The organism is Dokdonella fugitiva (assembly GCF_004342425.1).
Lineage (GTDB): Bacteria > Pseudomonadota > Gammaproteobacteria > Xanthomonadales > Rhodanobacteraceae > Dokdonella_A > Dokdonella_A fugitiva.
This window is the reverse complement of record NZ_SLWQ01000004.1, coordinates 60,540-81,330: the sequence shown is the minus strand read 5'-3', so window position 1 is coordinate 81,330 and position 20,791 is coordinate 60,540. Positions and strand designations below refer to the sequence as shown.

Here is a 20,791-nt window from a genome sequence, read left to right as displayed (position 1 = left end):
GCCGCCAAGGCGAGCGCAAGCACCCACACGGGCCTTGTGTCAGACAGCCCCGCGCCTCAGCGCGAGCGCGGACCACCACGGCCGCGGCCGCCGCGGCCGCGATTGCCGCCGGGGGCGCGGTTGCCCGCGTCATGCACCGAGTTGCCCGGCGAGCCACCGCCGCGGCGCGGACCGTGCTGCGGGCGCGAGTCGGGATGACCGTAGGGAAGGTCGTGGACGGAGTTGCCCGGTGAACCGCTGCGCTGCGGGCGTGGGCCACGTCCCGGGTTCTGCGGTGCCGCACGGTTGCCGTGGCGATCGTCACGCCCCTGCGGATGGAACTGGCCGGAATGGTACGGCTGCTCCATGCCGGGGCGCGCACCACGGCGCTTGCGTCCGGGCTGCGCTTCCGGGAACCAGCTGCGCAGCACCGCCGGGCTGAGGCCGGGCTCGGCTGCCCATGGCGTCGAGCGCGAGGCATCGTGGCCTTGCGGCTGGCCTTGGCCGCGGCGTCCCTGGCCCTGGCCTTGGCGCTGTCCCTGACGCTGGCCTTGGCCCTGACGTGGTCCCTGGCCCGGGCGCTGCCCCTGTCGCTGTCCGCGCGCGGGACGCTGCCCCTGCGCCTGTGGATCCTGCGCACCCGGACGCGCCTTGCGACCGGCACCACGCGCCTTGCGTGGTTTCGCCGCGGCGCCACGCCAGCCGTCATCGCGGATGCGATCGAACGCGGCGAACTCGCGTGCCTCGTCGGAACGCGCGCCCGTCCACGCCTGCTGCGCCTTCGGCATCGGCCGGAACTCGGTCGGGGCAGCACGGCGCTGGCCGATGACCGGCGCCAGCGTGAGCCGCGGTTCCGGTGTGCCGACGCCGCAGCGCTCGCGCAGCGCCGCGACCTGTGCGGCGTCCAGTTCGGTCGACTGGCCACGCAGCAGGCCGCGCGGCAGTTCGATGTTGCCGTAGCGGATGCGCTTGAGGCGGCTGACCATGAGGCCCTGCGACTCCCACATCCGGCGCACTTCGCGGTTGCGGCCTTCGCGCAGCACGACGCGGAACCAGGAGTGGCTCGCGCCGCGGCTGATCACGCCGATCTCGTCGAAATGGGCGGGGCCGTCCTCGAGTTCGATGCCGGTGCGCAGGCGCTCGAGCACTTCGTCGGGGACTTCGCCATGCACGCGGCAGATGTATTCGCGCTCGATCTCCGAGCGCGGATGCATGAGCGTATTGGCGAGGTCGCCGTCGGTGGTCAGCAGCAGCAGGCCGGTCGTGTTGATGTCGAGCCGGCCGACCGCGATCCAGCGCGCGCCCTTGAGCTGCGGCAACTGCTCGAACACGGTCGGGCGCCCCTCGGGATCGTCGCGCGTGGCGACCACGCCGTCGGGCTTGTTGTACAGCAGCACCTGCGCGTGCTCGGCGTTGTCGGCGACGACGACGAAGCGCTTGCCGTCCATTTCGACGCGATCGCCGCTGCGCACGCTCTGGCCGAGCGTCGCGACGCCGCCGTTGAGCAGCACCTCGCCGGCTTCGATGCGCGCTTCGAGCATGCGGCGCGAACCCAGTCCGGCATTGGCGAGCACCTTGTGCAGGCGCTCCTCGACGGCGGGGGCGTCGACGGATTCGGCCGGGCGTTTGAGCTTGAGGATGGAGCGGGCGGGGGTGGTCATGCGATGGATTCCGGGGTGTCTTCGTGTGCGTCGCCGTTGGTCGGCGCTTCGCGTTCGTCGGTGGGGGCGGGGTCGCTCGCGCGCTCGGCGTCGGCGACTTCGGTGGTGGATGCATCGTCCGCGGGCGGTTCGGCCGCGTCTTCTCCGGCGGCAACCGCGTCGTCCGCGACGTCGAGCGTGACCTGCGCGGCGATGACCGTGCCCGGCTCGTCGAGCGCCAGTTGCGGGTCGAGGTCCTCGATGTCGCGGATCTCGCCGAGCGGCGGCAACTCGTCGAGCGACTTCAGGTTGAAGTAGTCGAGGAACTGCTTGGTCGTGCCGAACAGCGCGGGCTTGCCGGGCAGGTCGCGGTAGCCGACCACGCGCACCCACTCGCGTTCCTCGAGCGTGCGGATGATGTTGGTCGACACGGCGACGCCGCGGATCTGCTCGATTTCCGCGCGCGTGATCGGCTGGCGGTAGGCGATCAGCGAGAGCGTTTCGAGCAATGCGCGCGAATAGCGCGTCTGGCGCTCGGTCCACAGGCGGCAGACGTACGCGTGCACCTCCGTGCGCACCTGGTAGCGGAATCCGGAGGCGACCTCGACGAGTTCGATGCCGCGTCCTTCGGCGTCGGCCTTGAGCTCTTCGACCGCCTTGGCCAGGTCCTCGTGCGTAGGCATCTCGAATTCGTCGAACAGGCCCGACAGTTGCGGCAGCGACAACGGCTGCGCGGAGGCGAGCAGGGCGGCCTCGATGATGCGTTTGATCAGCTGCGGTTCCATCAGTGGGGATTCGTTTGCCTGTCGGATGCGGTCGCCTTCGACCGCCGGGGTCGGCGTGGCCTCAGGATGCGAGGGTCGCCGGTTCGTCGCCGTCCGCCTGTGCCACGTCCGCGGCACCCGCCGTGTCGCCGGCGGTCGCGAGCGATTTCACGTAGATCGGCGCGAGCGAGGCTTCCTGCACGATCTCGATGAGCTGCTCCTTGGCGAGTTCGAGCATCGCGAGGAACGTCACGACCACGCCGCGGCGGCCCTCGGTCGCGTCGAACAACTGCTCGAAGCGGTGGAACTCGCCGTCGCCGAGCGCGTTCAGCACGTCGCTCATGCGGCTGCGCACGTTGAGCGCCTCGCGCTGGATCGCATGGTGGCCGTACAGCTCGGCCCGCTTCATGACGTCCTTGAGCGCGAGCAGCAGTTCGCGCAACTCGACCGGAGGCGGCAGCCGGATCACGTTGCGATCGTCGACGACGACGTGCGCCGGCACGAAGTCGCGGTCCTGCCGCGGCAGCGCGTCGATGTCCTCGGCCGCCTTCTTGAATCGTTCGTACTCCTGCAGGCGCCGCACGAGTTCGGCGCGCGGGTCTTCCTCGACGCCTTCCTCGGCCGGCGGCCGCGGCAGCAGCAGGCGCGATTTGATCTCGGCGAGGATCGCGGCCATGACGAGGTACTCGGCCGCGAGTTCGAGCTTCATCTCGCGCATCATCTCGATGTAGTCGACGTACTGGCGCGTGATCTCGGCGATCGGTATGTCGAGGATGTCGAGGTTCTGCCGGCGGATCAGGTAGAGCAGCAGGTCGAGCGGGCCCTCGAACGCCTCGAGGATCACCTCCAGCGCATCCGGCGGGATGTACAGGTCCTGCGGGATTTCGAGCACGGGCTGGCCACGCACCACCGCCAGCGGGATCTCCTGCTGCTGCGGCACCTGCGGGAACGTGCTGGCCGGCGGATCTGTGCTGGGCTGTTCGGCGGTCTGGTTCATGCTCGATCGATGATCCCGATTCCACGCCTTCCGGCGCCTCACGGCGCGGCGGGTCGTGCAACGATCACGGCGTGCGGCCATGCGTCCGCGGGCGAAAACCGCCGTCGGCACGCAAGCCTGCAACGAGGACGCCCGGGTCCCGGGGGATCCGGAGGTCGGCCATCCTAAAAAGGTCGGGAGGTGGGGCTGGAAAAACGCTCCGCGTCGGCGCGCGCGGGACTCCGCCCTCTCGATTCGCCCCTAGACTACGGGGAAACGCGCCGATGCGCAAATGCCGCGATGGCCGCACGCCGGCATCGAGTCACGCGACGCTTCGGCTACCATACGCTTTTGTGCGCAGGATGCTTCGTCCATGTGGTATGCGATCGTCGGCAACGACGTGCCCGACTCCCTCGAGCGCCGGCTTTCGGTGCGTCCGGCCCATCTGGAGCGCCTGAACCGGCTGCGCGAAGAAGGGCGGCTGCTGCTGGCCGGACCGTTCCCTGCGATCGATGCCGAGGACCCCGGCCCTGCCGGCTTCAGCGGCAGCCTGATCATCGCCGAATTCGCCGACCTCGCCGCCGCGCGGGCGTGGGCGGACGCCGACCCCTACGTCGCGGCCGGCGTCTACGCCGAGGTCAGCGTGCGCCCGTTCCGCAAGGTGGCGCCTTGAGCACGCGCGTCGAGCAGATCCGCGAGCGCCTCGCCGCCGCGTTCGCGCCGTTCGAGCTCGCGGTCGAGGACGAGAGCCACCGCCACGCCGGGCACGCCGGCGCACGCGACGGCCGCGGGCATTTCCGCGTGCGCGTGGTCAGCGCGGCGTTCCGCGGCCAGGCGCCGCTCGCGCGCCATCGCGCGGTCTACGCCGCGCTCGGCGAACTCATGCAGACCGACATCCACGCGCTCGCGATCGACGCGCGCGCGCCGGACGAAGCCTGAGCGGCCACATGCATGTCCGCGGGCGGGGAGCCCGTCAAGGATCCAGAGGTGAACGCTAGATGCGTCTGACTACGATCAAACTGGCCGGATTCAAGTCGTTCGTCGACCCGACGACATTGCACCTGCCGACCAACATGACCGGCGTCGTCGGCCCGAACGGCTGCGGCAAGTCCAACATCATCGACGCGATCCGCTGGGTCATGGGCGAGAGCGCGGCGAGCCGTCTGCGCGGCGACGCCCTCACGGACGTGATCTTCTCCGGATCGAACGGCCGCAAGCCGGTCGGCAGCGCGATGGTCGAGCTGCTGTTCGACAATTCCGACGGACTCATCGTCGGCGAGTACGCGAACTACAACGAGATCTCGGTCAAGCGCGTGGTCAGCCGCGACGGCCAGTCGCAGTATTTCCTCAATGGCGTGCGCTGTCGCCGGCGCGACATCACCGACCTGTTCCTCGGCACCGGCCTCGGACCGCGCAGCTATTCGATCATCGAGCAGGGCATGATCAGCGAGATCGTCGAGGCCGATCCCGAGCAGTTGCGCAACCACCTCGAGGAAGCCGCCGGCATCTCCAAGTACAAGGAGCGCCGCAAGGAAACCGAGAGCCGCATCAAGGCCACGCGCGAGAACCTCGACCGCGTGCGCGACGTGCGCGACGAGGTCGACAAGCAGCTCGAACACCTCAAGCGGCAGGCGAAGACCGCCGAGCGCTGGCAGCAGCTCAAGGAAGAGCAGAAGAAGAAGGAAGCCGAGGTCAAGGCGCTCTCGCTGCGCGCGGCGCAGGCCGAGGTCGAGGGCCAGTCGGCCGCGCTGCGCAAGGCCGAACTCGCGATCGAGCAGCAGCTCGCAGAGCAGCGCCACACCGAGGCTGCGCTCGAGACGGGCCGCGAGAAACACGCGGTCGCGGTCGAGCACATGAACGCGGTGCAGGCCGAGGTGTACAAGGTCGGCGCGGAGATCGCGCGCGTCGAGCAGCAGATCCAGCACAGCAAGCAGCTCGCCGAACAGCTCGAACGCGCGCGCCACGAAACGGAGCGCGCCCACGCCGAACTCGCCGAGCACATCGAGACCGACCGCCGGCGCTTCGAGGAGCTCGGCGCACTGCTCGCCGACGCCGCGCCGCAGCTGGAAACCCTGCGCGACGCCGACGAAGCGGCCGCCGAAGCATTGCGCACGAGCGAGTTGCAGCTGTCCGAATGGCAGGCGCAATGGGACCAGCACACGCTGGCGACGTCGCAGGCCGGGCAGGCGGCCGAAGTCGAGCGCACGCGCCTGGACTACCTCGACAAGCAGTGCCTCGCCGCCGACCAGCGGCGCGCCGCGCTCGAAGCCGAGCGCGCGGCGGCGAACGTGGACGAACTCGGCCAGGCGCTCGAAGCACTCGACACCGAGCACGCGGTGCTGCGCGAGCACGTCGAGACGCTCACCGCGACGCTCGACGAGCGGCGCCACGCCGCCGAAGCCGCGCTCGAACTCGAGCGCACGACGCAGGCGATGCTGAGCGGCAAGCGCGGCGAACTCGAGAAGCTGCGCGGCCGCCTCGGCTCGCTGGAAGCGCTGCAGCACGCCGCGCTCGGCGAGGGCGGCGCGGCGAAGAACTGGCTCGACGCCCTCGGCCTCGGCCAGGCGCGCCGCCTCGGCGAAGTGCTGCAGGTCGATGCGGGCTGGGAGCGCGCGGTGGAAACCGTGCTCGACGGCTGGCTCGAAGCGGTGCTCGTCGACGACCCGGCCGCACTCGCCGACGAACTCGGCGCGCTGCGCGACGCCGACGTGGCGCTCCTCGCCGCGCGCGAAGACGGTGTCGCGGCGGCGGCCGGGACGCTCGCTGCGCACGTGCGCGGCCCGGCGGCCGCGCGCGCATTGCTCGCACGCGTGCGCACCGCCGCCTCGCTCGCCGAAGCGCGCCTGCAGGCGCCGACGCTCGCCGCGGGCGAGTCGATCGTGACGGCCGACGGCGAATGGTTCGGCCACGGCACGATGCGCGTGCAACGCGGCGCCGGTGCCCAGGTCGGCGTGCTCGCGCGCGAGCGCGAAATCCGCGAACTCGGCGAGCGCATCGCCGCGCTCGAGGCCGAGATCGACGCGCACGGCGATGCCCTCGAGCGCGGCAAGCTCGAGCGCATCGACGCCGAGCGTGCGCGCGAGGACGCGCAGCGCGAGCTGTACACCGCGCATCGCCGCCTCGCCGAAGTCGGCGGCCAGTTGCAGAGCCAGCGCGGCCGCATCGACAGCGCGCGCGAACGCCTCGACCGCGTCGCGCGCGAGCTCGAGGAGGTCGTCGCCAAGCTCGACGCCGATCGCGAGCAGGCGCGCGAGGCGCGCGGTCGCCTGGAGACCGCGATCGCGCACATGGGCGAGCTCGAACAGCGCCGCCAGGCCCTCGACGGCGAACGCCGCAAGCTGCTCGAAGCGCGCGAGGAAGCGCGCATGAACGCGCGCGAGGCGCGCGATGCTGCTCACCAGGCGGCACTGTCGACCGAATCGCGACGCACGGCCGCGGCCGCGCTGGAGCAGTCGCTGCAACGCATGCATGGCCAGCTCGCCCAGCTCGAGGCGCGCCGCGGCGAGATCGCGATGCAGCTCGCGTCGAGCAACGACCCGCTCGCCGGGCTCGAGGAGGAGCGCCAGACCTACCTCAACCAGCGCCTGCTGGTCGACCGGCAGATGGTCGAGGCGCGGCAGGCGCAGCAGGAACAGGAAGCCGAACTGCGTCGCCTCGAGCAGGAACGCCATCGCTTCGAGGCCGGCCTCGCCGAACAGCGCGAGGAAGTGGCGCAACTGCGCCTGCGCGAGCAGGAACACCGCCTTCGCGCGCAGGCGCTCGCGGGCGCGATCGCCGAAGCAGGCTTCGACTACGAGGCGCTCATCGCGACCCTGCCGGGCGAGGCCGACGCGGCCCAGTGGCAGGCCGAACTCGGCGAGCTCGAACAGAAGATCCGCCGCCTCGAACCGGTCAATCTGGCCGCGATCCAGGAATACGAGGAGCAGTCGCAGCGCAAGACCTACCTCGATGCGCAGCTCACCGACCTCGGCACCGCGCTCGAAACGCTCGAAGGGGCGATCCGCAAGATCGACAAGGAGACGCGTGCGCGCTTCAAGGAGACGTTCGACCGCGTCAACACCGGCGTGCAGGAACTCTTCCCGCGCCTGTTCGGCGGCGGTCACGCCTACCTCGAACTCACCGGCGAGGACCTGCTGTCGACGGGTGTCTCGATCATGGCGCGTCCGCCGGGCAAGCGCGTGAGTTCGATCTCGCTGCTTTCGGGCGGCGAGAAGGCGCTGACCGCGGTCTCGCTCGTGTTCGCGATCTTCCGCCTGAATCCGGCGCCGTTCTGCCTGCTCGACGAGGTCGATGCCCCGCTCGACGAAGCGAACGTCGGCCGCTTCTCGTCGCTGGTCGCGGAGATGAGTGAACAGGTGCAGTTCATCTTCGTCACCCACAACAAGGCGACGATGGAAGCGGCGAAGCAGCTGTGCGGCGTGACGATGCGTGAACCGGGCGTGTCGCGCCTCGTGCAGGTCGATCTCGCCGAAGCGGCTAAACTCGCGGGCGCGGCCTGAGCGGGCCGTCCGGTTCCACGCGGAGGCGAGCAAGATGGAATGGAACGCGAGCGTCGGCATCCCGCTGATCATCATCGGCGCGATCGTGTTGCTGCTGATCTACCTGTTCGGCAGGCCGAAGAAGCCGGAGCAGGGCGAGCGGCGGTCGCAACGGCGCCCGGGGTTCGACGCCGAACGCGTCGAGCCGACGTTCGGCGACGTCGATGCGACGCCGGCCCAGGGCGAGCTCGACGTTTCGCTCGCCGGCGAGCTCGAGCGGCTGGGCGCCGCCGTCGGCGGGCGTGACGGGGACGCGCGCCCGGCGCCGTCGCGGCCGAGCATCGGCGCGCGCCCGGATCGTCCGATCGAGCGCATCGTCACCCTGTTCGTCGCCTCGCGCACCCACGAGCCACTGGCAGGTCCCGACATCGTCGTCGCCGCCGAGAAGGCGGGGCTCGAATTCGGGGACATGGGCATCTTCCACCGCCTCGTGCTCGGCAAGAAGGCCGATGGCCCGGTGTTCAGCATGGCCAACATGGTCAAGCCCGGACACTTCGACATGGCGCGCCTCGACGAAGTGAGCACTCCGGGCGTCACCCTGTTCATGACCCTGCCGGGCCCGTTGCCCGCGCTGGACGCGTGGGAGATGCTGCTGCCGACCGCGCAGCGCCTCGCCGAACTGCTCGACGCGCAGGTGCTCGACGAAGGCCGCAACGCACTCGGCCGGCAGCGCATCGCGCACATCCGCGACGAACTGCGTGCGTGGGATCGCCAGCAGGAGCGCCAGCAGATCCGCCCCGGCCGCTAGGCGATCTGCAACGTCCGATGAAATTCGATAGAGTTGCGGTGCAAAAGGAGGATCGATCGTGAAAGTCGTCGTCAAGCTCCTCAGGCCCCGAGGCAAAGGCGCATCGGCCAAGGTCAAGCGCGTCAGAGGGCCGGAAGGTCAGCTGGTCACGGTGCGCGCGCTCGATTCGGGGCGCAGCACTTTCGGCGCGGACCTGCGCAACGTCTTTGCGACGAACGTGAGCAAGGCGCGCCGGGAAAACAAGGCCGTCGTCGGCACTACGGATCGTGCGCCCGCAAAACGCTGACTCGCCGCTGTTCCTGATCATCGCCGGCCCGAACGGCTCCGGCAAAAGCAGCATCTACTCCGGCAAGCATCGAGCACGTCGGTCGATCGGTCTGGATCATCAATCCGGACCTGCTGGCGGCGCGGATTCGAGACGTCGAGCATCACCCCTTGCCTGATGCAAACCTTGCGGCGGTGATACGTATCGAAGCATGGCTTGAAGCATCGATCGAAGCGCATCAGTCCGTCGGTGTCGAGACGGTGCTGTCCACGCCCAAATATCGCCGACTCGTGAGCCTTGCGAAGGAAAAAGGCTTTGAGGTAGGGCTGATTTACGTCGTGCTCGACACACCGCAACGGAATGTCGAGCGCGTAAGGCTTCGTGTGGCCAAAGGGGGTCACGCCGTGCCTGAAGACAAGATCATCGAGCGCTACGGCCGTTCGCTCGAACAATTGTCATGGTTCCTCGATGCGGCTGACCGGGCGTGGATCTACGACAACTCGGGTGCGGAGCCCAAGTTGATCGGCGAGAAAGAGGATGGCGTGGTCATCATCGACCCACATGCAATACCGAGTGTTCTCGAGATTCTCGCACCGCCTGACCATCTCCCCAATCGTCAACCGGCGATGCCGACCGAGCGCATTCAGCGCACGTAGGTCGCCGCGAGCGTGTTGAGGTGATAGCGCTCCGCGTCGCGCAGGAACGGCGCGATCAGCATCATCACGCGGTGGATGCCGCGGCTGAGGTCGGCGACGTCGACGACGGGTTTGCCGCCGCGCACGGCATCGAAACTCATCCAGAACGTCGCGACCAGCAGGACGTTCTCGGCCAGCGCGTGGATCTCGTCCGCGCTCGCGCGCATCACGCCCGCGCGCACGAGGCCGCGCAGCAGGTCCGTCGCGCTCGCGCCGGCGCGGTTCATGATGCGCGCGAAGCGCAGCTTGAGCTTGCGATTGCGGGCGAGGATGTCGACGAGGTCGCGATAGAGGAAGCGGTAGTCCCATAGCGACTCGAACACGAGATGCAGCTGCAGCCAGATGTCCTCGAGGTCCGGTGCGCGGTCGCCGGGCAGTGCGAGCGCGTCACCGATGCGCGCCTCGTAGCGCGCGAACAGGTGCTCGACGATGTCGTCCTTGCTGCGGAAGTGGTAGTAGAGGTTGCCCGGGCTGATGCCGAGTTCGTCCGCGATGTGGTTCGTCGTGACGTTCGGCTCGCCCTGCGCGTTGAACATCGCGAGGCTGGTTTCGAGGATGCGCTCGCGCGTCTGGCGTGCCATGCGTGTGCTGCGCCGGGATCGGCGGGTGAGGTTCGGCGGATCCTTGGGAGCCGTTCACGCCGCGATCACGCGTCGTTCGCGCCCACGGGCGTCGCGGCTGGAGCCGCTTCCGGTGACTCAGCCACCGAGCTTCTTCACGAGGTCGATGTACTTCTGCTGCGCTTCTTCCGGCTTGGTGCCCTTGAGCTTGGCCCAGGCTTCGTACTTCGCCGTGCCGACGAAATCGAAGAAGCCCGGCTTCGGACCGGAGACGTCGCCGTCCGACCCCTGCTTGTACAGCGCATACAGTTTCAGCAACGTGTCGTTATCGGGCCGCTCGGACAGTTTCTTGACGTCTTCGGCGGCTTTTTCGAAGCGTGCTTTGAGGTCTGCCATGGCTGTTCCGGTCGCTGGGCGTCGGTCGGAACACGAGCTTACATCAGCGCCCCCGCGCGCGGTCAATCGCATGCCGCGGCCGCGTAGCCACCGGCGAGCGCGCGCGGCTATGCTTGAGCGACGAATCGGATCCGGACGGGGAGTGGTGGCGATGACCTATTTCGTGACGGGTGCAACGGGATTCATCGGGCGACACCTGCTCGAACGCCTGCTCGAGCGCCAGGGCACGATCCATTGCCTCGTGCGCAAGGAATCACTCGCGAAGTTCAAGGCGCTGCGCGAGGAACTCGGTGCCGACGAAAAGCGCCTCGTCGCGGTCGTGGGCGATCTCTCCAAGCCGAAACTCGGCGTCGCGCCGGCGACGCAGAAGGAGCTCGCCGGCAAGGTCAAGCACTTCTTCCATCTCGCCGCGCTGTACGACCTCGTCGCCGACGAGCGGAGCCAGGTCGTCGCCAACGTCGAGGGGACGCGCCACGCGCTTGAGCTCGCCGAAGCGATCAGGGCCGGCTGCTTCCACCACGTGAGCTCGATCGCCGCAGCGGGCCTCTACCCGGGCGTGTTCCGCGAGGACATGTTCGACGAGGCCGAGGAGCTCGACCATCCCTACTTCCGCACCAAGCACGATTCCGAGGCCCTCGTGCGCAAGCACTACGCGCGGCCTTACCGCGTCTACCGCCCCGGCATCGTGATCGGCGATTCGCGCACCGGCGTGATCGACAAGATCGACGGCCCGTACTACTTCTTCCGGCTCATCAAGAAGATGCGCGAGACGCTGCCGCCGTGGATGCCGACGATCGGCCTCGAGGGCGGGCGCATCAACCTCGTGCCGGTCGACTGGGTCACCGCGGCGATGGACCACATCGCGCACAAGACCGGCCTCGACGGCCATACGTTCCACCTGACCGACCCGGCGCCGCGGCGCATCGGCGAAGTGCTGAATCTCTTCGCGCGCGCGGGCCACGCGCCGCAGATGACGATGCGCCTCGACGCGCGCATGTTCGGCTTCATCCCGGGCAGCCTGCGCGCGGCGATCGGCAGCCTGCCGCCGGTACGCCGCGTCGTGAACGTGCTGCTGCGCGACCTCGGAATTCCCGCCTCGGTGATGAAGTTCATCAACTATCCGACGCGCTTCGACTGCCGCGAAACCGAGCGTGCACTGAAAGGCTCGAGGATCAGGCTGCCCAAACTCGACGACTACGCCTGGCGCCTGTGGGACTACTGGGAGCGCCACCTCGATCCCGACCTTTTCGTCGACCATTCGCTCGGCGGCAAGGTCAAGGGACGCGTCGTCGTCGTCACCGGCGGCTCGTCCGGCATCGGCAAGGCGGCCGCGCTCAAGATCGCCGCGGCCGGAGCCAGGCTCGTCATCTGCGCGCGCGGCGCCGACGAACTCGCCGAGACGAAGAAGGAAATCGAAGCCGCGGGCGGGACCTGCCACACCTACCAGGTCGACCTCGCCGACATGGCCTCGTGCGACGCATTCGTCGCGCAGGTGCTGGCCGACCACGGTGCGGTCGACATCCTCGTCAACAATGCGGGCCGCTCCATCCGCCGCGCGATCAGCGCGAGCTACGACCGCTTCCACGACTTCGAGCGCACGATGCAGCTCAACTACTTCGGCGCGCTGCGCCTGATCATGGGCTTCCTGCCCGGCATGGCCGAACGCCACCGCGGCCACATCATCAACATCTCCTCGATCGGCGTGCTGACCAATTCGCCGCGCTTCTCGGCCTACGTCGCGTCGAAGGCCGCGCTCGATGCGTTCTCGCGCTGCGCGCAGGCGGAGTACTCCGACAACGGCGTGAGTTTCACGACCATCAACATGCCGCTGGTCAAGACGCCGATGATCGCGCCGACCAAGATGTACGAGTCGGTGCCGACGCTGTCGCCCGACGAGGCGGCCGACATCGTCGTCGAAGCGATCGTCGAGCGCCCCGTGCGCATCGCTACGCGCCTCGGCACGTTCGCCCAGGTGTTCTACGCACTCGCGCCGCGGGTCTACGAGATCGTCATGAACACCGCGTTCCGCCTGTTCCCGGATTCCCAGGCTTCGAAGGGCATGAAGGGACGCTCGGAAGCGGAGCAACCGACCAGCGAGCAGATCGCGTTCGCGGCGCTGATGCGAGGCGTGCACTGGTAGTCGCGCAGGGCTCCCTTCGCACGGCGCGACGCTGTCGGGCCCCGGCTTTCGCCGGGATGACGGCTGTTCGCGCTGCGTACCCGGGGATGGTGCAGTACGGGTGCACGCCTCGGCGTGTCGACGATCCCAACGAAAAAGGCGGGCCGGAGCCCGCCTTTTCGCGAATCAACGTGCAGCGCTGCGCAGCTTCACTTCGCGACGCGCCTGGCCGCAGGACGCTTCGCAGCGACGGGCTTGCCGCCGAGCTTGCGCACTTCGCGCGAGAGCTCGTCGACGCGCGCCACGACGCGGTCGAGGTCGGCGCGACCGGGGATGCCGAGGCGGCCCAGTGCCTTGGAGACGCGGTCCTCGAACACCCGCTCGAGCTTGTCCCAGGTTTCCTGGCTGCGCTCGCGCACCTGGCCCAGCGTGGTTTCGACGTTGCCGCGCGCCTCGTTCATCTTGGCTTCGGTGAACTTGCGCGTGCGCGCGTCGAGCGCGGTGCCTTCCTTGACCAGCGCTTCGAACAGCTTGCTGCCTTCCTCCTGCGCCTTGGCGAACGCGCCGAGGCCGGCGAGCCAGATCTGCTGGGCGGAATCCATCACGGTCTTGCCGACGCCGCGCGGGTCCTTCGCGGCAGCGGGAGCCGCCTTGCTGCGGGATTTCAGTTTGGGCTTGGCCATCGTCGCGTCTCCTCCTGGTGCGGCATGTGCCGCGAGTGGCGCGATCTTTTCCGCTCGGCCTAGAGCAGACACACTAGGACGTCAGGCCAGCTGTTCGTCGAGTTTTCGTTCGATCTCGCGCTCGATCATCGGCTTCAGCGCGCTCATCAGGAATCCGAGTTCGACGCGCACGTGCAGGTCGCCCTTGCCGACCGCGATGTGGCCCTTCACGCCGCTGCGATCGAACACGAGCGTGTCGCCGTCCCAGTGATGCGCGATGCCGTGTTCCTTGGCGATCGATTTGGCGACGCGTTCGACGGCAGTCTTCGCGGCCTTGAGCGGCTTCTTGTGCGAACGCCTGATGTCGATGACAGCCATGCTTGCCTCGTGGTCCGGGTGGGGCGGGCGCACATGATGCCCGATGCGCCGCGCAATGGGGACCGGGGCCGCGCGCAAACCTTGTGCTAGAGTGCCGAATAGGCCAGCGAATCAATGCGATGCGACTCAGTTTTGCCAGCGGCGAGCGTGCCGACTTCAGCATGGACAGCGGTGTCGTCAACCTCGGCAGCGCAGGGGGCAACGGGGTCGTGCTCGCGGGCAAGGACGTCGCGCCCTGGCATGCCCGCCTCAACGTCGACGCGCGCGGCATCGTGCTCGAGGTGATGGACCCGGCGGCGCGCACGCACGTCAACGGGCGGCCGGTGCGCGAGAAGGCGTTGCTCCGCTGCGGCGACACGATCTGCCTCGGCAGTACCGTGCTCGTGTTGCGCGCCGATCCGGGCGCGATCGCCGCGGTCACGTTGCCGCCTGCGCGCACGGTCGCCGCGGCGCCGGTGCAGCCTGCACGGGTCGTGCTGCGCGGCGTCTCCGGCCGGCATTTCGGCAAGGCCATCGCGGTCAACCAATGCCTCGTCGTCGGCACCGGGGCCGGCTGCGACCTCGTGCTCGACGACGCACGCCTCGCCCCGCGCCACGCGGCCGTCGAGCTCGATGGCGATCACCTCTGGCTGCGCAACCTCGATGCCGTGGACGGCACCCTCGTCAACGGCGTGCGCGTGCACGATGCGGCGATCCACGCAGGTGACCAGCTGACTTTCGACCGCAGCCACTTCGTCGTGGAGGCACCCGGGCTGCCTGCGCGCGGCGAGGCCAGTGCACCTGCGGGCGAGGCGGAAGCGGCCGGGATGGACGGCACGCCCGCCGCGGAAGCGGACGCGCCATCCGGCCACGGCGGCGTATGGTGGCTCATCGGCGCTGCGGCGCTGATCGCGCTCGTCCTGCTGCTGCTCATCCATCGCGGCATCTGATCGACGCACCGCGCGCGCGGAGGGGCTTGCTGCGGCGCCGCATAATGCGGTAGGAATGCTCTCCCGCTTCGGGCCCAGGAGAGCTACGTGAGTCGCGGATACAACTTCAGCGCCGGCCCGGCCGCGCTGCCGGAAGACGTGTTGCGCCAGGCCCAGGCCGAACTGCTCGAGTGGGGCAGCGCGCGTGCGTCCGTCATGGAGATCAGCCACCGCGGCAAGGACTTCATCGCGCTCGCCGAACAGGCCGAACAGGACCTGCGCGATCTGCTCGCCGTGCCTGCGAACTACAAGGTGCTGTTCCTGCAGGGCGGTGCGACGCAGCATTTCGCGCAGATCCCGATGAACTTCGCTCGCCGTGACCAGGCCGTCGACTACGTGCTCACCGGCGACTGGAGCGAGAAGGCGGCCAAGGAAGCCAAGCCGCTCGCCCGGGTGCGAATTGCCGCGAGTGCGGCCGACAGCAATTACGCCCGCATCCCCGCGCGCGCGGCATGGGATCTCGATCCGACCGCCGCGTACGTGCACGTGACGCCGAACGAGACGATCCGCGGCGTCGAATTCCACGAGGTGCCCGACACCGGCGCGGTGCCGCTGTTCGGCGACGTCTCCTCGACGATCCTGTCGCGGCCGCTCGACGTGTCGAAATACGCGCTGCTCTACGCCGGTGCGCAGAAGAACATCGGGCCGTCCGGCCTCGTCGTCATGATCGTGCGCGACGACTTGCTCGAGCGCTGCCCGAGGGACCTGCCGAAGATTTTCAACTATGCCGAGCACGCGGCGCAGGGCTCGATGCTCAATACGCCCAATACCTGGGGCTGGTATCTCGCCGGCCTCGTGTTCAAGTGGGTGAAGGCGCAAGGCGGCGTCGTCGCGATGGCCGAACACAACCGTGCCAAGGCCCAGTTGCTCTACGGCTACATCGACGGCTCCGGTTACTACCGCAATCCGGTCGAGAAGTCCGCGCGCTCGTGGATGAACGTGCCTTTCACGCTGCCGCGCGAAGACCTCGACGCGAAGTTCCTCGAGGAGTCCGAAGCTGCCGGCCTGCTCGCACTCAAGGGCCACCGCGCCGTCGGCGGCATGCGCGCGTCGATCTACAACGCGATGCCACTCGAAGGCGTGCAGGCGCTCGTCGACTTCATGAAGGACTTCGCCGCGCGCAACGGCTGACGTCGACGGCCAGGCCCAACCAAGCCCGAGCCCGAAACACGAAGGAGCACGAAGGAAAGGAAGAACGAGGAAGGCTTCAGGGCTTGTAGCACGGAGCCCACGGAGCACATGGAGGAAACAACAAGACGACGAGAGCTTTTTGAATGAAAGCTTTTTCGTGTGCTCCGTGTTTCAAGCTTTCGCCCTTCCGGCGCGCGCTCTCGTGATTCGGCTCCCCGCTTCCTCCCCGCACATCCGCACAGAGGCCCGATCGAACGTGTTCAAGATCCAGACGCTCAATAACATCTCGCGCAATGGCCTCGACCGGCTGCCGGCGAACCTGTACAGCGTCGCCAACGAGGTGGCCGCACCGGACGCGGTACTCGTGCGGTCGGCGGACATGCACAAGGCGCCGATCGCGGCGAGCGTGAAGGCGATCGCGCGCGCGGGGGCGGGCACCAACAACATCCCGGTCGCCGAGATGTCGGCACGCGGCGTGCCGGTGTTCAATGCACCGGGCGCGAACGCCAATGCGGTCAAGGAACTCGTCGTCGCCGGCATGCTGCTCGCGGCGCGCAACATCGCCGACGCGCTCGGGTTCGTGCGCGGCCTCGACGCTTCCGGCGACCTGCACCACAAGGTCGAGGCGGAGAAGAAGCGCTTCGTCGGCACCGAGCTCGCCGGCAAGACGCTCGGCGTGGTCGGCCTCGGCGCGATCGGCGTCAAGGTCGCCAACGCGGCATACGCGCTCGGCATGCGCGTGATCGGCTTCGACCCGCACATGACGGTCGACGGCGCGTGGCAGCTGTCGGCCGAAGTCGCCAAGGCCGGCTCGCTCGCCGAGCTCTTCGCGGCGTCGGATTACCTCACGTTCCACGTGCCGCTCAACGACAAAACGCGCGGCGCGTTCGGCACCCAGGCGCTCGAACTCGTGCGCCCCGGCGTCGTGCTGCTCAACTTCGCGCGCGAAGGCATCGTCGACGCCGCCGCGCTGCGCAAGGGACTCGCGGACGGGCGCATCGGCCGCTACGTGTCGGATTTCCCGGAGGCCGACCTGCTCGGCGACGCACGCGTGATCTCGCTGCCGCATCTCGGCGCCTCGACCGGCGAAGCGGAGGAGAACTGCGCACTGATGGTCGTCGACCAGCTGCGCGACTTCCTCGAGCACGGTAACGTGCGCAACTCGGTGAACTTCCCGGAGACGCGGATGGCGCGTACCGGCAGCGCGCGCATCTGCATCGCCAACAGCAACCGACCGAACATGATCGGCCAGTTGTCGCACGTGCTCGGCGAAGCCGGCGTCAACATCGCGCAGATGCACAACGCCTCGCGCGGCGAACTCGCTTACAGCCTCATCGACGTCGATTCCCCGGTGCCCGATTCGCTGGTCGCCGCGATCGCCGCGATCGACGGCATCCTCTCCGTGCGCGTGATAGGGAATTGACGCCATGAGCAACGATGCCGCGACGCCGGCGACGCCCAACCTGGCCGAGGTGCGCGCGCGCATCGACGGCATCGACCGGCAGATCCAGGCGCTGATTGCCGAACGGGCTAATTTCGCCCATCAGGTCGGCAAGGCCAAGGGCAAGCTCGCCGCAGCGGTCGACTACTACCGGCCTGAGCGCGAAGCGCAGGTGCTGCGCATGGTCGTCGATCGCAACGAGGGGCCGCTCAGCGACGAGGTGCTCGTGCACCTGTTCCGCGAGATCATGTCGGCCTGCCTCGCGCAGCAGGAACCGCTCAAGGTCGGCTACCTCGGCCCCGAAGGCACTTTCAGCCAGCAGGCGGTGCAGAAGCATTTCGGCCGCTCGGCGCACGGCCTGCCGATGGCGAGCATCGAGGAAGTGTTCCAGGAAGTCGAAGCCGGCAACGCCGACTTCGGTGTCGTGCCGGTCGAGAATTCGGGGCAGGGCACGATCCAGGTGACCCTCGACATGTTCCTCACCTCGAACCTCAAGATCTGCGGCGAAGTCGAGCTGCGCGTGCACCAGTTCCTGCTGTCGCGCTCGGGTCGCATCGAGGACATCGAACGCATCTACGCCCACCCGCAGTCGTTCGCGCAGACCGCCGGCTGGCTGCGCTCGAACCTGCCGAAGGTGGAGAAGATCCCCGTGTCGAGCAATGCCGAAGGCGCGCGCCGCGCGCGCAATGCCGACGACGCCGCGGCGATCGGCGGCGAATCGGCCGGCCACGTCTACGGCCTCAAGAAGGTCATCATGAAGTCGATCGAGGACCACGCGGACAACACCACGCGCTTCCTCGTGCTCGGCCGGCAGGTGTTCCCGAGTTCGGGCCACGACCGCACCTCCGTGCTCGTCTTCATCAAGGACCAGCCCGGCGCGCTGTTCAACGTGCTGAGTCCGTTCGCGCGGCACGGCATCAGCATGAACCGCATCGAATCGCGGCCGTCGCACCAGGCGAAATGGGAATACGGCTTCTTCATCGACCTCGCCGGCCACGTCGAGGACGAGGCGATGAAGGCGGCGCTGGCCGAACTCGAAGGACACGCCGCGCAGGTCAAGGTGCTCGGCTCCTACCCGGTGGCGGTGCCGTGAGCGCCGCGCCGCGCGAGGATGCCGTGCCGTTCGACGCGGGCACGCTCGCCAACCCGGCGACGGCGGCACTGCGCGCGTACGACCCGGGCCACGACCTGCCGGCCTTGCGCCGTCGCTTCGGCGCCGCGATCGCCGAGCTCGGCTCGAACGAGAATCCGCTCGGCCCGAGCCCGCGCGCGCTCGAGGCGATGCGCGCCGCGCTCGCCGACAGCTGGCGCTACCCCGATCCACGCGGCGCGGCGCTGAAGACCGCGCTCGCGCAGAGGCTCGACGTCGGCGACGACCGCATCGCGCTCGGCAACGGCTCGCACGAACTGCTCATGCTGCTCGCGCAATGCTTCGCCGATCCGGCGCATTCGATCGTGTTCTCCCAATACGGCTTCGCCGTGTTCCCGATCGCGACCGCGGCCGCCGGCGCGCAGCCGGTCCGCGTGCCTGCGCTGCCGCGCGGGCATGCGTCGGCGCCGTTCGGCCATGATCTCGACGCGCTCGCCGCGGCGGTGCGCGGCGACACGCGCATCGTCTACCTCGCCAATCCGAACAATCCGACCGGCACCTGGTTCGAGGACGAAGCGCTCGCGCGCTTCCTCGCGCGCGTGCCGCGCGACGTGCTCGTGGTCGTCGACGAGGCCTACCACGAATACGTCGATGCCCCCGGCCTCGGCAGCGCGCTGCGCTTCGCCGATCGCCACCCGAACCTCGTCGTCACGCGCACGTTCTCCAAGGCGTACGCCCTCGCGGGGTTGCGCGTCGGCTACCTCGTCGCGCACGCGAGCGTCGTCGCCGTGCTCGAGCGCCTGCGCGAATCGTTCAACGTCAACCATGTCGCACTCGCAGGCGCCGAAGCCGCGCTCGCCGATCGCGACCATCTCGCGTCGGTGCGCGCTTTCAATGGCGACGAACGTGCCTGGCTGCGCGAAGCGCTGGCCGCGCGCGGCTACGCCGTATTGCCGTCGCAGACGAATTTTCTCCTGGTCGACCTCGCGCGCGATGCCTCGGGCTTCGAACGCCATCTGTTCGAACGCGGCGTGATCGTGCGCCCGATGGATGGCTATGGCCTCGGCCGGACCGTGCGCATCAGCATCGGCAGTCGCGCCGAGAACCAACGCCTGCTGGACGCGTTGCCGTGAGCATCGACTGGACCAGCTCGCATGCGCCGGCGCTCGCGGGCGAGATCGCCGTGCCCGGCGACAAGTCGATCTCGCATCGCGCGATCATGCTCGCCGCGCTCGCCGAAGGCTGTTCGCGGATCGACGGCTTCCTCGAAGGCGAGGACACGCGCGCGACCGCACGCATCTTCGCCGACCTCGGCGTGCGCATCGAGACGCCGAATGCGTCCCGGCGCATCGTGCACGGCGTCGGCCTGCACGGGTTGCGTGGCGCGGCACGACCCCTCGACTGCGGCAACTCGGGCACCTGCATGCGCCTGCTCTGTGGCGTGCTCGCGGGGCAGGCGTTCGATTCGACCCTGGTGGGCGACGAATCGCTGTCGCGGCGGCCGATGCGTCGCGTGACCGAACCGCTCGCCGCGATGGGCGCGCGCATCGACTCCGGCGAGGGCGGCGTGCCGCCGCTGCGCATCGCCGGTGGCCATCGGCTGCGCGGCATCGACTACATCACGCCGGTCGCGAGCGCACAGGTGAAGTCGGCGGTGCTGCTCGCCGGGCTCCAGGCCGACGGCGAAACCGAAGTCCGCGAAGCGCACCCGACGCGCGACTACACCGAGCGCATGCTCGCCGCGTTCGGCTGGCCGATCGCGTTCGAGCCGGGCAGGGCGCGCCTCGCCGGCGGCCATCGCCTGCGCGCGACGGACGTGGTGGTGCCCGCGGACTTCTCCTCGGCCGCGTTCTTCCTCGTCGCCGCGAGCATCGTGCCCGGTTCGCGCCTGCTGCTGCGCGCAGTCGGGCTCAATCCGCGCCGCACCGGCCTGCTGCAGGCCCTGCGCCTCATGGGCGCGGACATCCGTGAACATGCGCCGCGAGAGCTCGGCGGCGAGCCGGTCGCCGACCTCGAAGTGCGTCATGCGCGCCTGCGCGGCATCGACGTGCCGGTCGAGCTCGTGCCGGACATGATCGACGAGTTCCCGGCGCTGTTCGTCGCCGCGGCGGTCGCGGACGGCATCACGCGGGTGCGCGGCGCGGCGGAGCTGAGGGTCAAGGAATCCGACCGCATCGCCGTCATGGCCGCGGGTCTGCGCCGCCTCGGCATCCCGGTCGAGGAGACACCGGACGGCGCGTCGATCACGGGCGGGCGCCTCGCCGGCGGCGAGGTCGACAGCGCCGGGGACCACCGCATCGCGATGAGCTTCGCGGTCGCGGGTGCGGTCGCGGCAGGACCGGTGCGGATCGGAGACTGCGCCAATGTCGCGACCTCGTTCCCCGGCTTCGTCGACCTGGCGCGCGCCATCGGGATGGCCGTCGCGGAGGGCTGACGCGTCC

General features: G+C 69.1%; 20 protein-coding genes. 13 read left to right on the top strand and 7 right to left on the bottom strand.

Features of this window, described 5'->3' with window-relative positions; all coding sequences use genetic code 11:
- Nucleotides 1–56: 56 nt before the first annotated feature.
- From rluB to EV148_RS09135, 3 genes are all read right to left on the bottom strand, one after another.
- A complete protein-coding gene (gene rluB, locus EV148_RS09145) occupies nt 57–1,640 on the bottom strand; it encodes a 23S rRNA pseudouridine(2605) synthase RluB (protein ID WP_131996916.1) in 1,584 nt (527 codons plus the stop codon).
- A complete protein-coding gene (scpB, locus tag EV148_RS09140; RefSeq protein ID WP_131996913.1) occupies nt 1,637–2,404 on the bottom strand; it encodes an SMC-Scp complex subunit ScpB in 768 nt (255 codons plus the stop codon). Before scpB ends, rluB begins: the two co-directional genes overlap by 4 nt.
- Before the next feature lie 61 nt (nt 2,405–2,465).
- Nucleotides 2,466–3,380 carry a segregation and condensation protein A gene (locus tag EV148_RS09135; RefSeq protein WP_131996910.1) on the bottom strand — a complete coding sequence of 305 codons (915 nt, stop codon included), beginning with the start codon at nt 3,378–3,380 and terminating at the stop codon, nt 2,466–2,468.
- Between the two features lie 352 nt (nt 3,381–3,732).
- On the opposite strand from EV148_RS09135, the gene EV148_RS09130 reads away from it, so the two are divergent.
- From EV148_RS09130 to EV148_RS09105, 6 genes are all read left to right on the top strand, one after another.
- Nucleotides 3,733–4,032: a YciI family protein gene (locus EV148_RS09130; protein WP_131996907.1), complete on the top strand. Its 300-nt coding sequence runs from the start codon at nt 3,733–3,735 to the stop codon at nt 4,030–4,032.
- Entirely contained in the window at nt 4,029–4,298 is a 270-nt protein-coding gene (locus tag EV148_RS09125) for a BolA family protein (RefSeq protein WP_131996904.1), read from the top strand. Before EV148_RS09130 ends, EV148_RS09125 begins: the two co-directional genes overlap by 4 nt.
- A 59-nt stretch (nt 4,299–4,357) precedes the next feature.
- The gene (gene smc / locus EV148_RS09120) at nt 4,358–7,858 is read left to right on the top strand and encodes a chromosome segregation protein SMC (protein ID WP_131996901.1); all 3,501 of its coding nucleotides are present in this window, start codon (nt 4,358–4,360) and stop codon (nt 7,856–7,858) included.
- Nucleotides 7,859–7,892: 34 nt separating this feature from the next.
- Nucleotides 7,893–8,645 (top strand): cell division protein ZipA, encoded by a 753-nt coding sequence (gene zipA / locus EV148_RS09115; RefSeq protein WP_131996898.1) that lies wholly within the window; start codon nt 7,893–7,895, stop codon nt 8,643–8,645.
- Between the two features lie 58 nt (nt 8,646–8,703).
- The gene (locus EV148_RS09110) at nt 8,704–8,931 is read left to right on the top strand and encodes a hypothetical protein (protein ID WP_199222749.1); all 228 of its coding nucleotides are present in this window, start codon (nt 8,704–8,706) and stop codon (nt 8,929–8,931) included.
- Nucleotides 8,932–9,080: 149 nt separating this feature from the next.
- Complete coding sequence (locus tag EV148_RS09105) at nt 9,081–9,566, top strand: ATPase (RefSeq protein WP_199222748.1); 486 nt, start codon at nt 9,081–9,083, stop codon at nt 9,564–9,566.
- On the opposite strand, the gene EV148_RS09100 is transcribed toward EV148_RS09105, so the two are convergent.
- Together EV148_RS09100 and EV148_RS09095 are read right to left on the bottom strand one after the other, a co-directional pair.
- Nucleotides 9,554–10,186, bottom strand: coding sequence for a TetR/AcrR family transcriptional regulator (locus tag EV148_RS09100; RefSeq protein WP_131996892.1), 633 nt, complete (start codon nt 10,184–10,186; stop codon nt 9,554–9,556). The two genes, EV148_RS09105 and EV148_RS09100, sit on opposite strands and share 13 nt — an antisense overlap.
- Before the next feature lie 117 nt (nt 10,187–10,303).
- On the bottom strand, nt 10,304–10,561 hold the full coding sequence (locus EV148_RS09095) for an acyl-CoA-binding protein (RefSeq protein WP_131996889.1): 258 nt from the start codon (nt 10,559–10,561) through the stop codon (nt 10,304–10,306).
- Nucleotides 10,562–10,712: 151 nt separating this feature from the next.
- On the opposite strand from EV148_RS09095, the gene EV148_RS09090 reads away from it, so the two are divergent.
- Entirely contained in the window at nt 10,713–12,701 is a 1,989-nt protein-coding gene (locus EV148_RS09090) for an SDR family oxidoreductase (protein WP_131996886.1), read from the top strand.
- 188 nt (nt 12,702–12,889) lie between these two features.
- On the opposite strand, the gene EV148_RS09085 is transcribed toward EV148_RS09090, so the two are convergent.
- Both EV148_RS09085 and EV148_RS09080 read right to left on the bottom strand, forming a co-directional pair.
- Nucleotides 12,890–13,363, bottom strand: a complete 474-nt coding sequence (locus EV148_RS09085; RefSeq protein ID WP_131996883.1) for a phasin family protein — start codon at nt 13,361–13,363, stop codon at nt 12,890–12,892.
- A gap of 81 nt (nt 13,364–13,444) precedes the next feature.
- A complete protein-coding gene (locus EV148_RS09080) occupies nt 13,445–13,720 on the bottom strand; it encodes a polyhydroxyalkanoic acid system family protein (protein ID WP_131996880.1) in 276 nt (91 codons plus the stop codon).
- 119 nt (nt 13,721–13,839) lie between these two features.
- Here EV148_RS09080 and EV148_RS09075 point away from each other — a divergent pair, with 119 nt between their 5' ends.
- The 6 genes from EV148_RS09075 to aroA all read left to right on the top strand — a co-directional run bounded on the left by EV148_RS09075 (nt 13,840) and on the right by aroA (nt 20,784).
- Nucleotides 13,840–14,649, top strand: a complete 810-nt coding sequence (locus tag EV148_RS09075; RefSeq protein ID WP_131996877.1) for an FHA domain-containing protein — start codon at nt 13,840–13,842, stop codon at nt 14,647–14,649.
- 87 nt (nt 14,650–14,736) lie between these two features.
- Entirely contained in the window at nt 14,737–15,819 is a 1,083-nt protein-coding gene (gene serC / locus EV148_RS09070; RefSeq protein ID WP_131996874.1) for a 3-phosphoserine/phosphohydroxythreonine transaminase, read from the top strand.
- Between the two features lie 256 nt (nt 15,820–16,075).
- On the top strand, nt 16,076–17,242 hold the full coding sequence (locus EV148_RS09065) for a phosphoglycerate dehydrogenase (protein WP_131996871.1): 1,167 nt from the start codon (nt 16,076–16,078) through the stop codon (nt 17,240–17,242).
- Between the two features lie 4 nt (nt 17,243–17,246).
- A complete protein-coding gene (gene pheA, locus EV148_RS09060; RefSeq protein ID WP_131996868.1) occupies nt 17,247–18,353 on the top strand; it encodes a prephenate dehydratase in 1,107 nt (368 codons plus the stop codon).
- Nucleotides 18,350–19,483, top strand: coding sequence for a histidinol-phosphate transaminase (hisC, locus tag EV148_RS09055; RefSeq protein ID WP_131996865.1), 1,134 nt, complete (start codon nt 18,350–18,352; stop codon nt 19,481–19,483). Before pheA ends, hisC begins: the two co-directional genes overlap by 4 nt.
- A complete protein-coding gene (gene aroA / locus EV148_RS09050) occupies nt 19,480–20,784 on the top strand; it encodes a 3-phosphoshikimate 1-carboxyvinyltransferase (RefSeq protein WP_131996862.1) in 1,305 nt (434 codons plus the stop codon). The genes hisC and aroA overlap by 4 nt, the downstream gene beginning before the upstream one ends.
- The last annotated feature ends 7 nt before the right edge of the window (nt 20,785–20,791 follow it).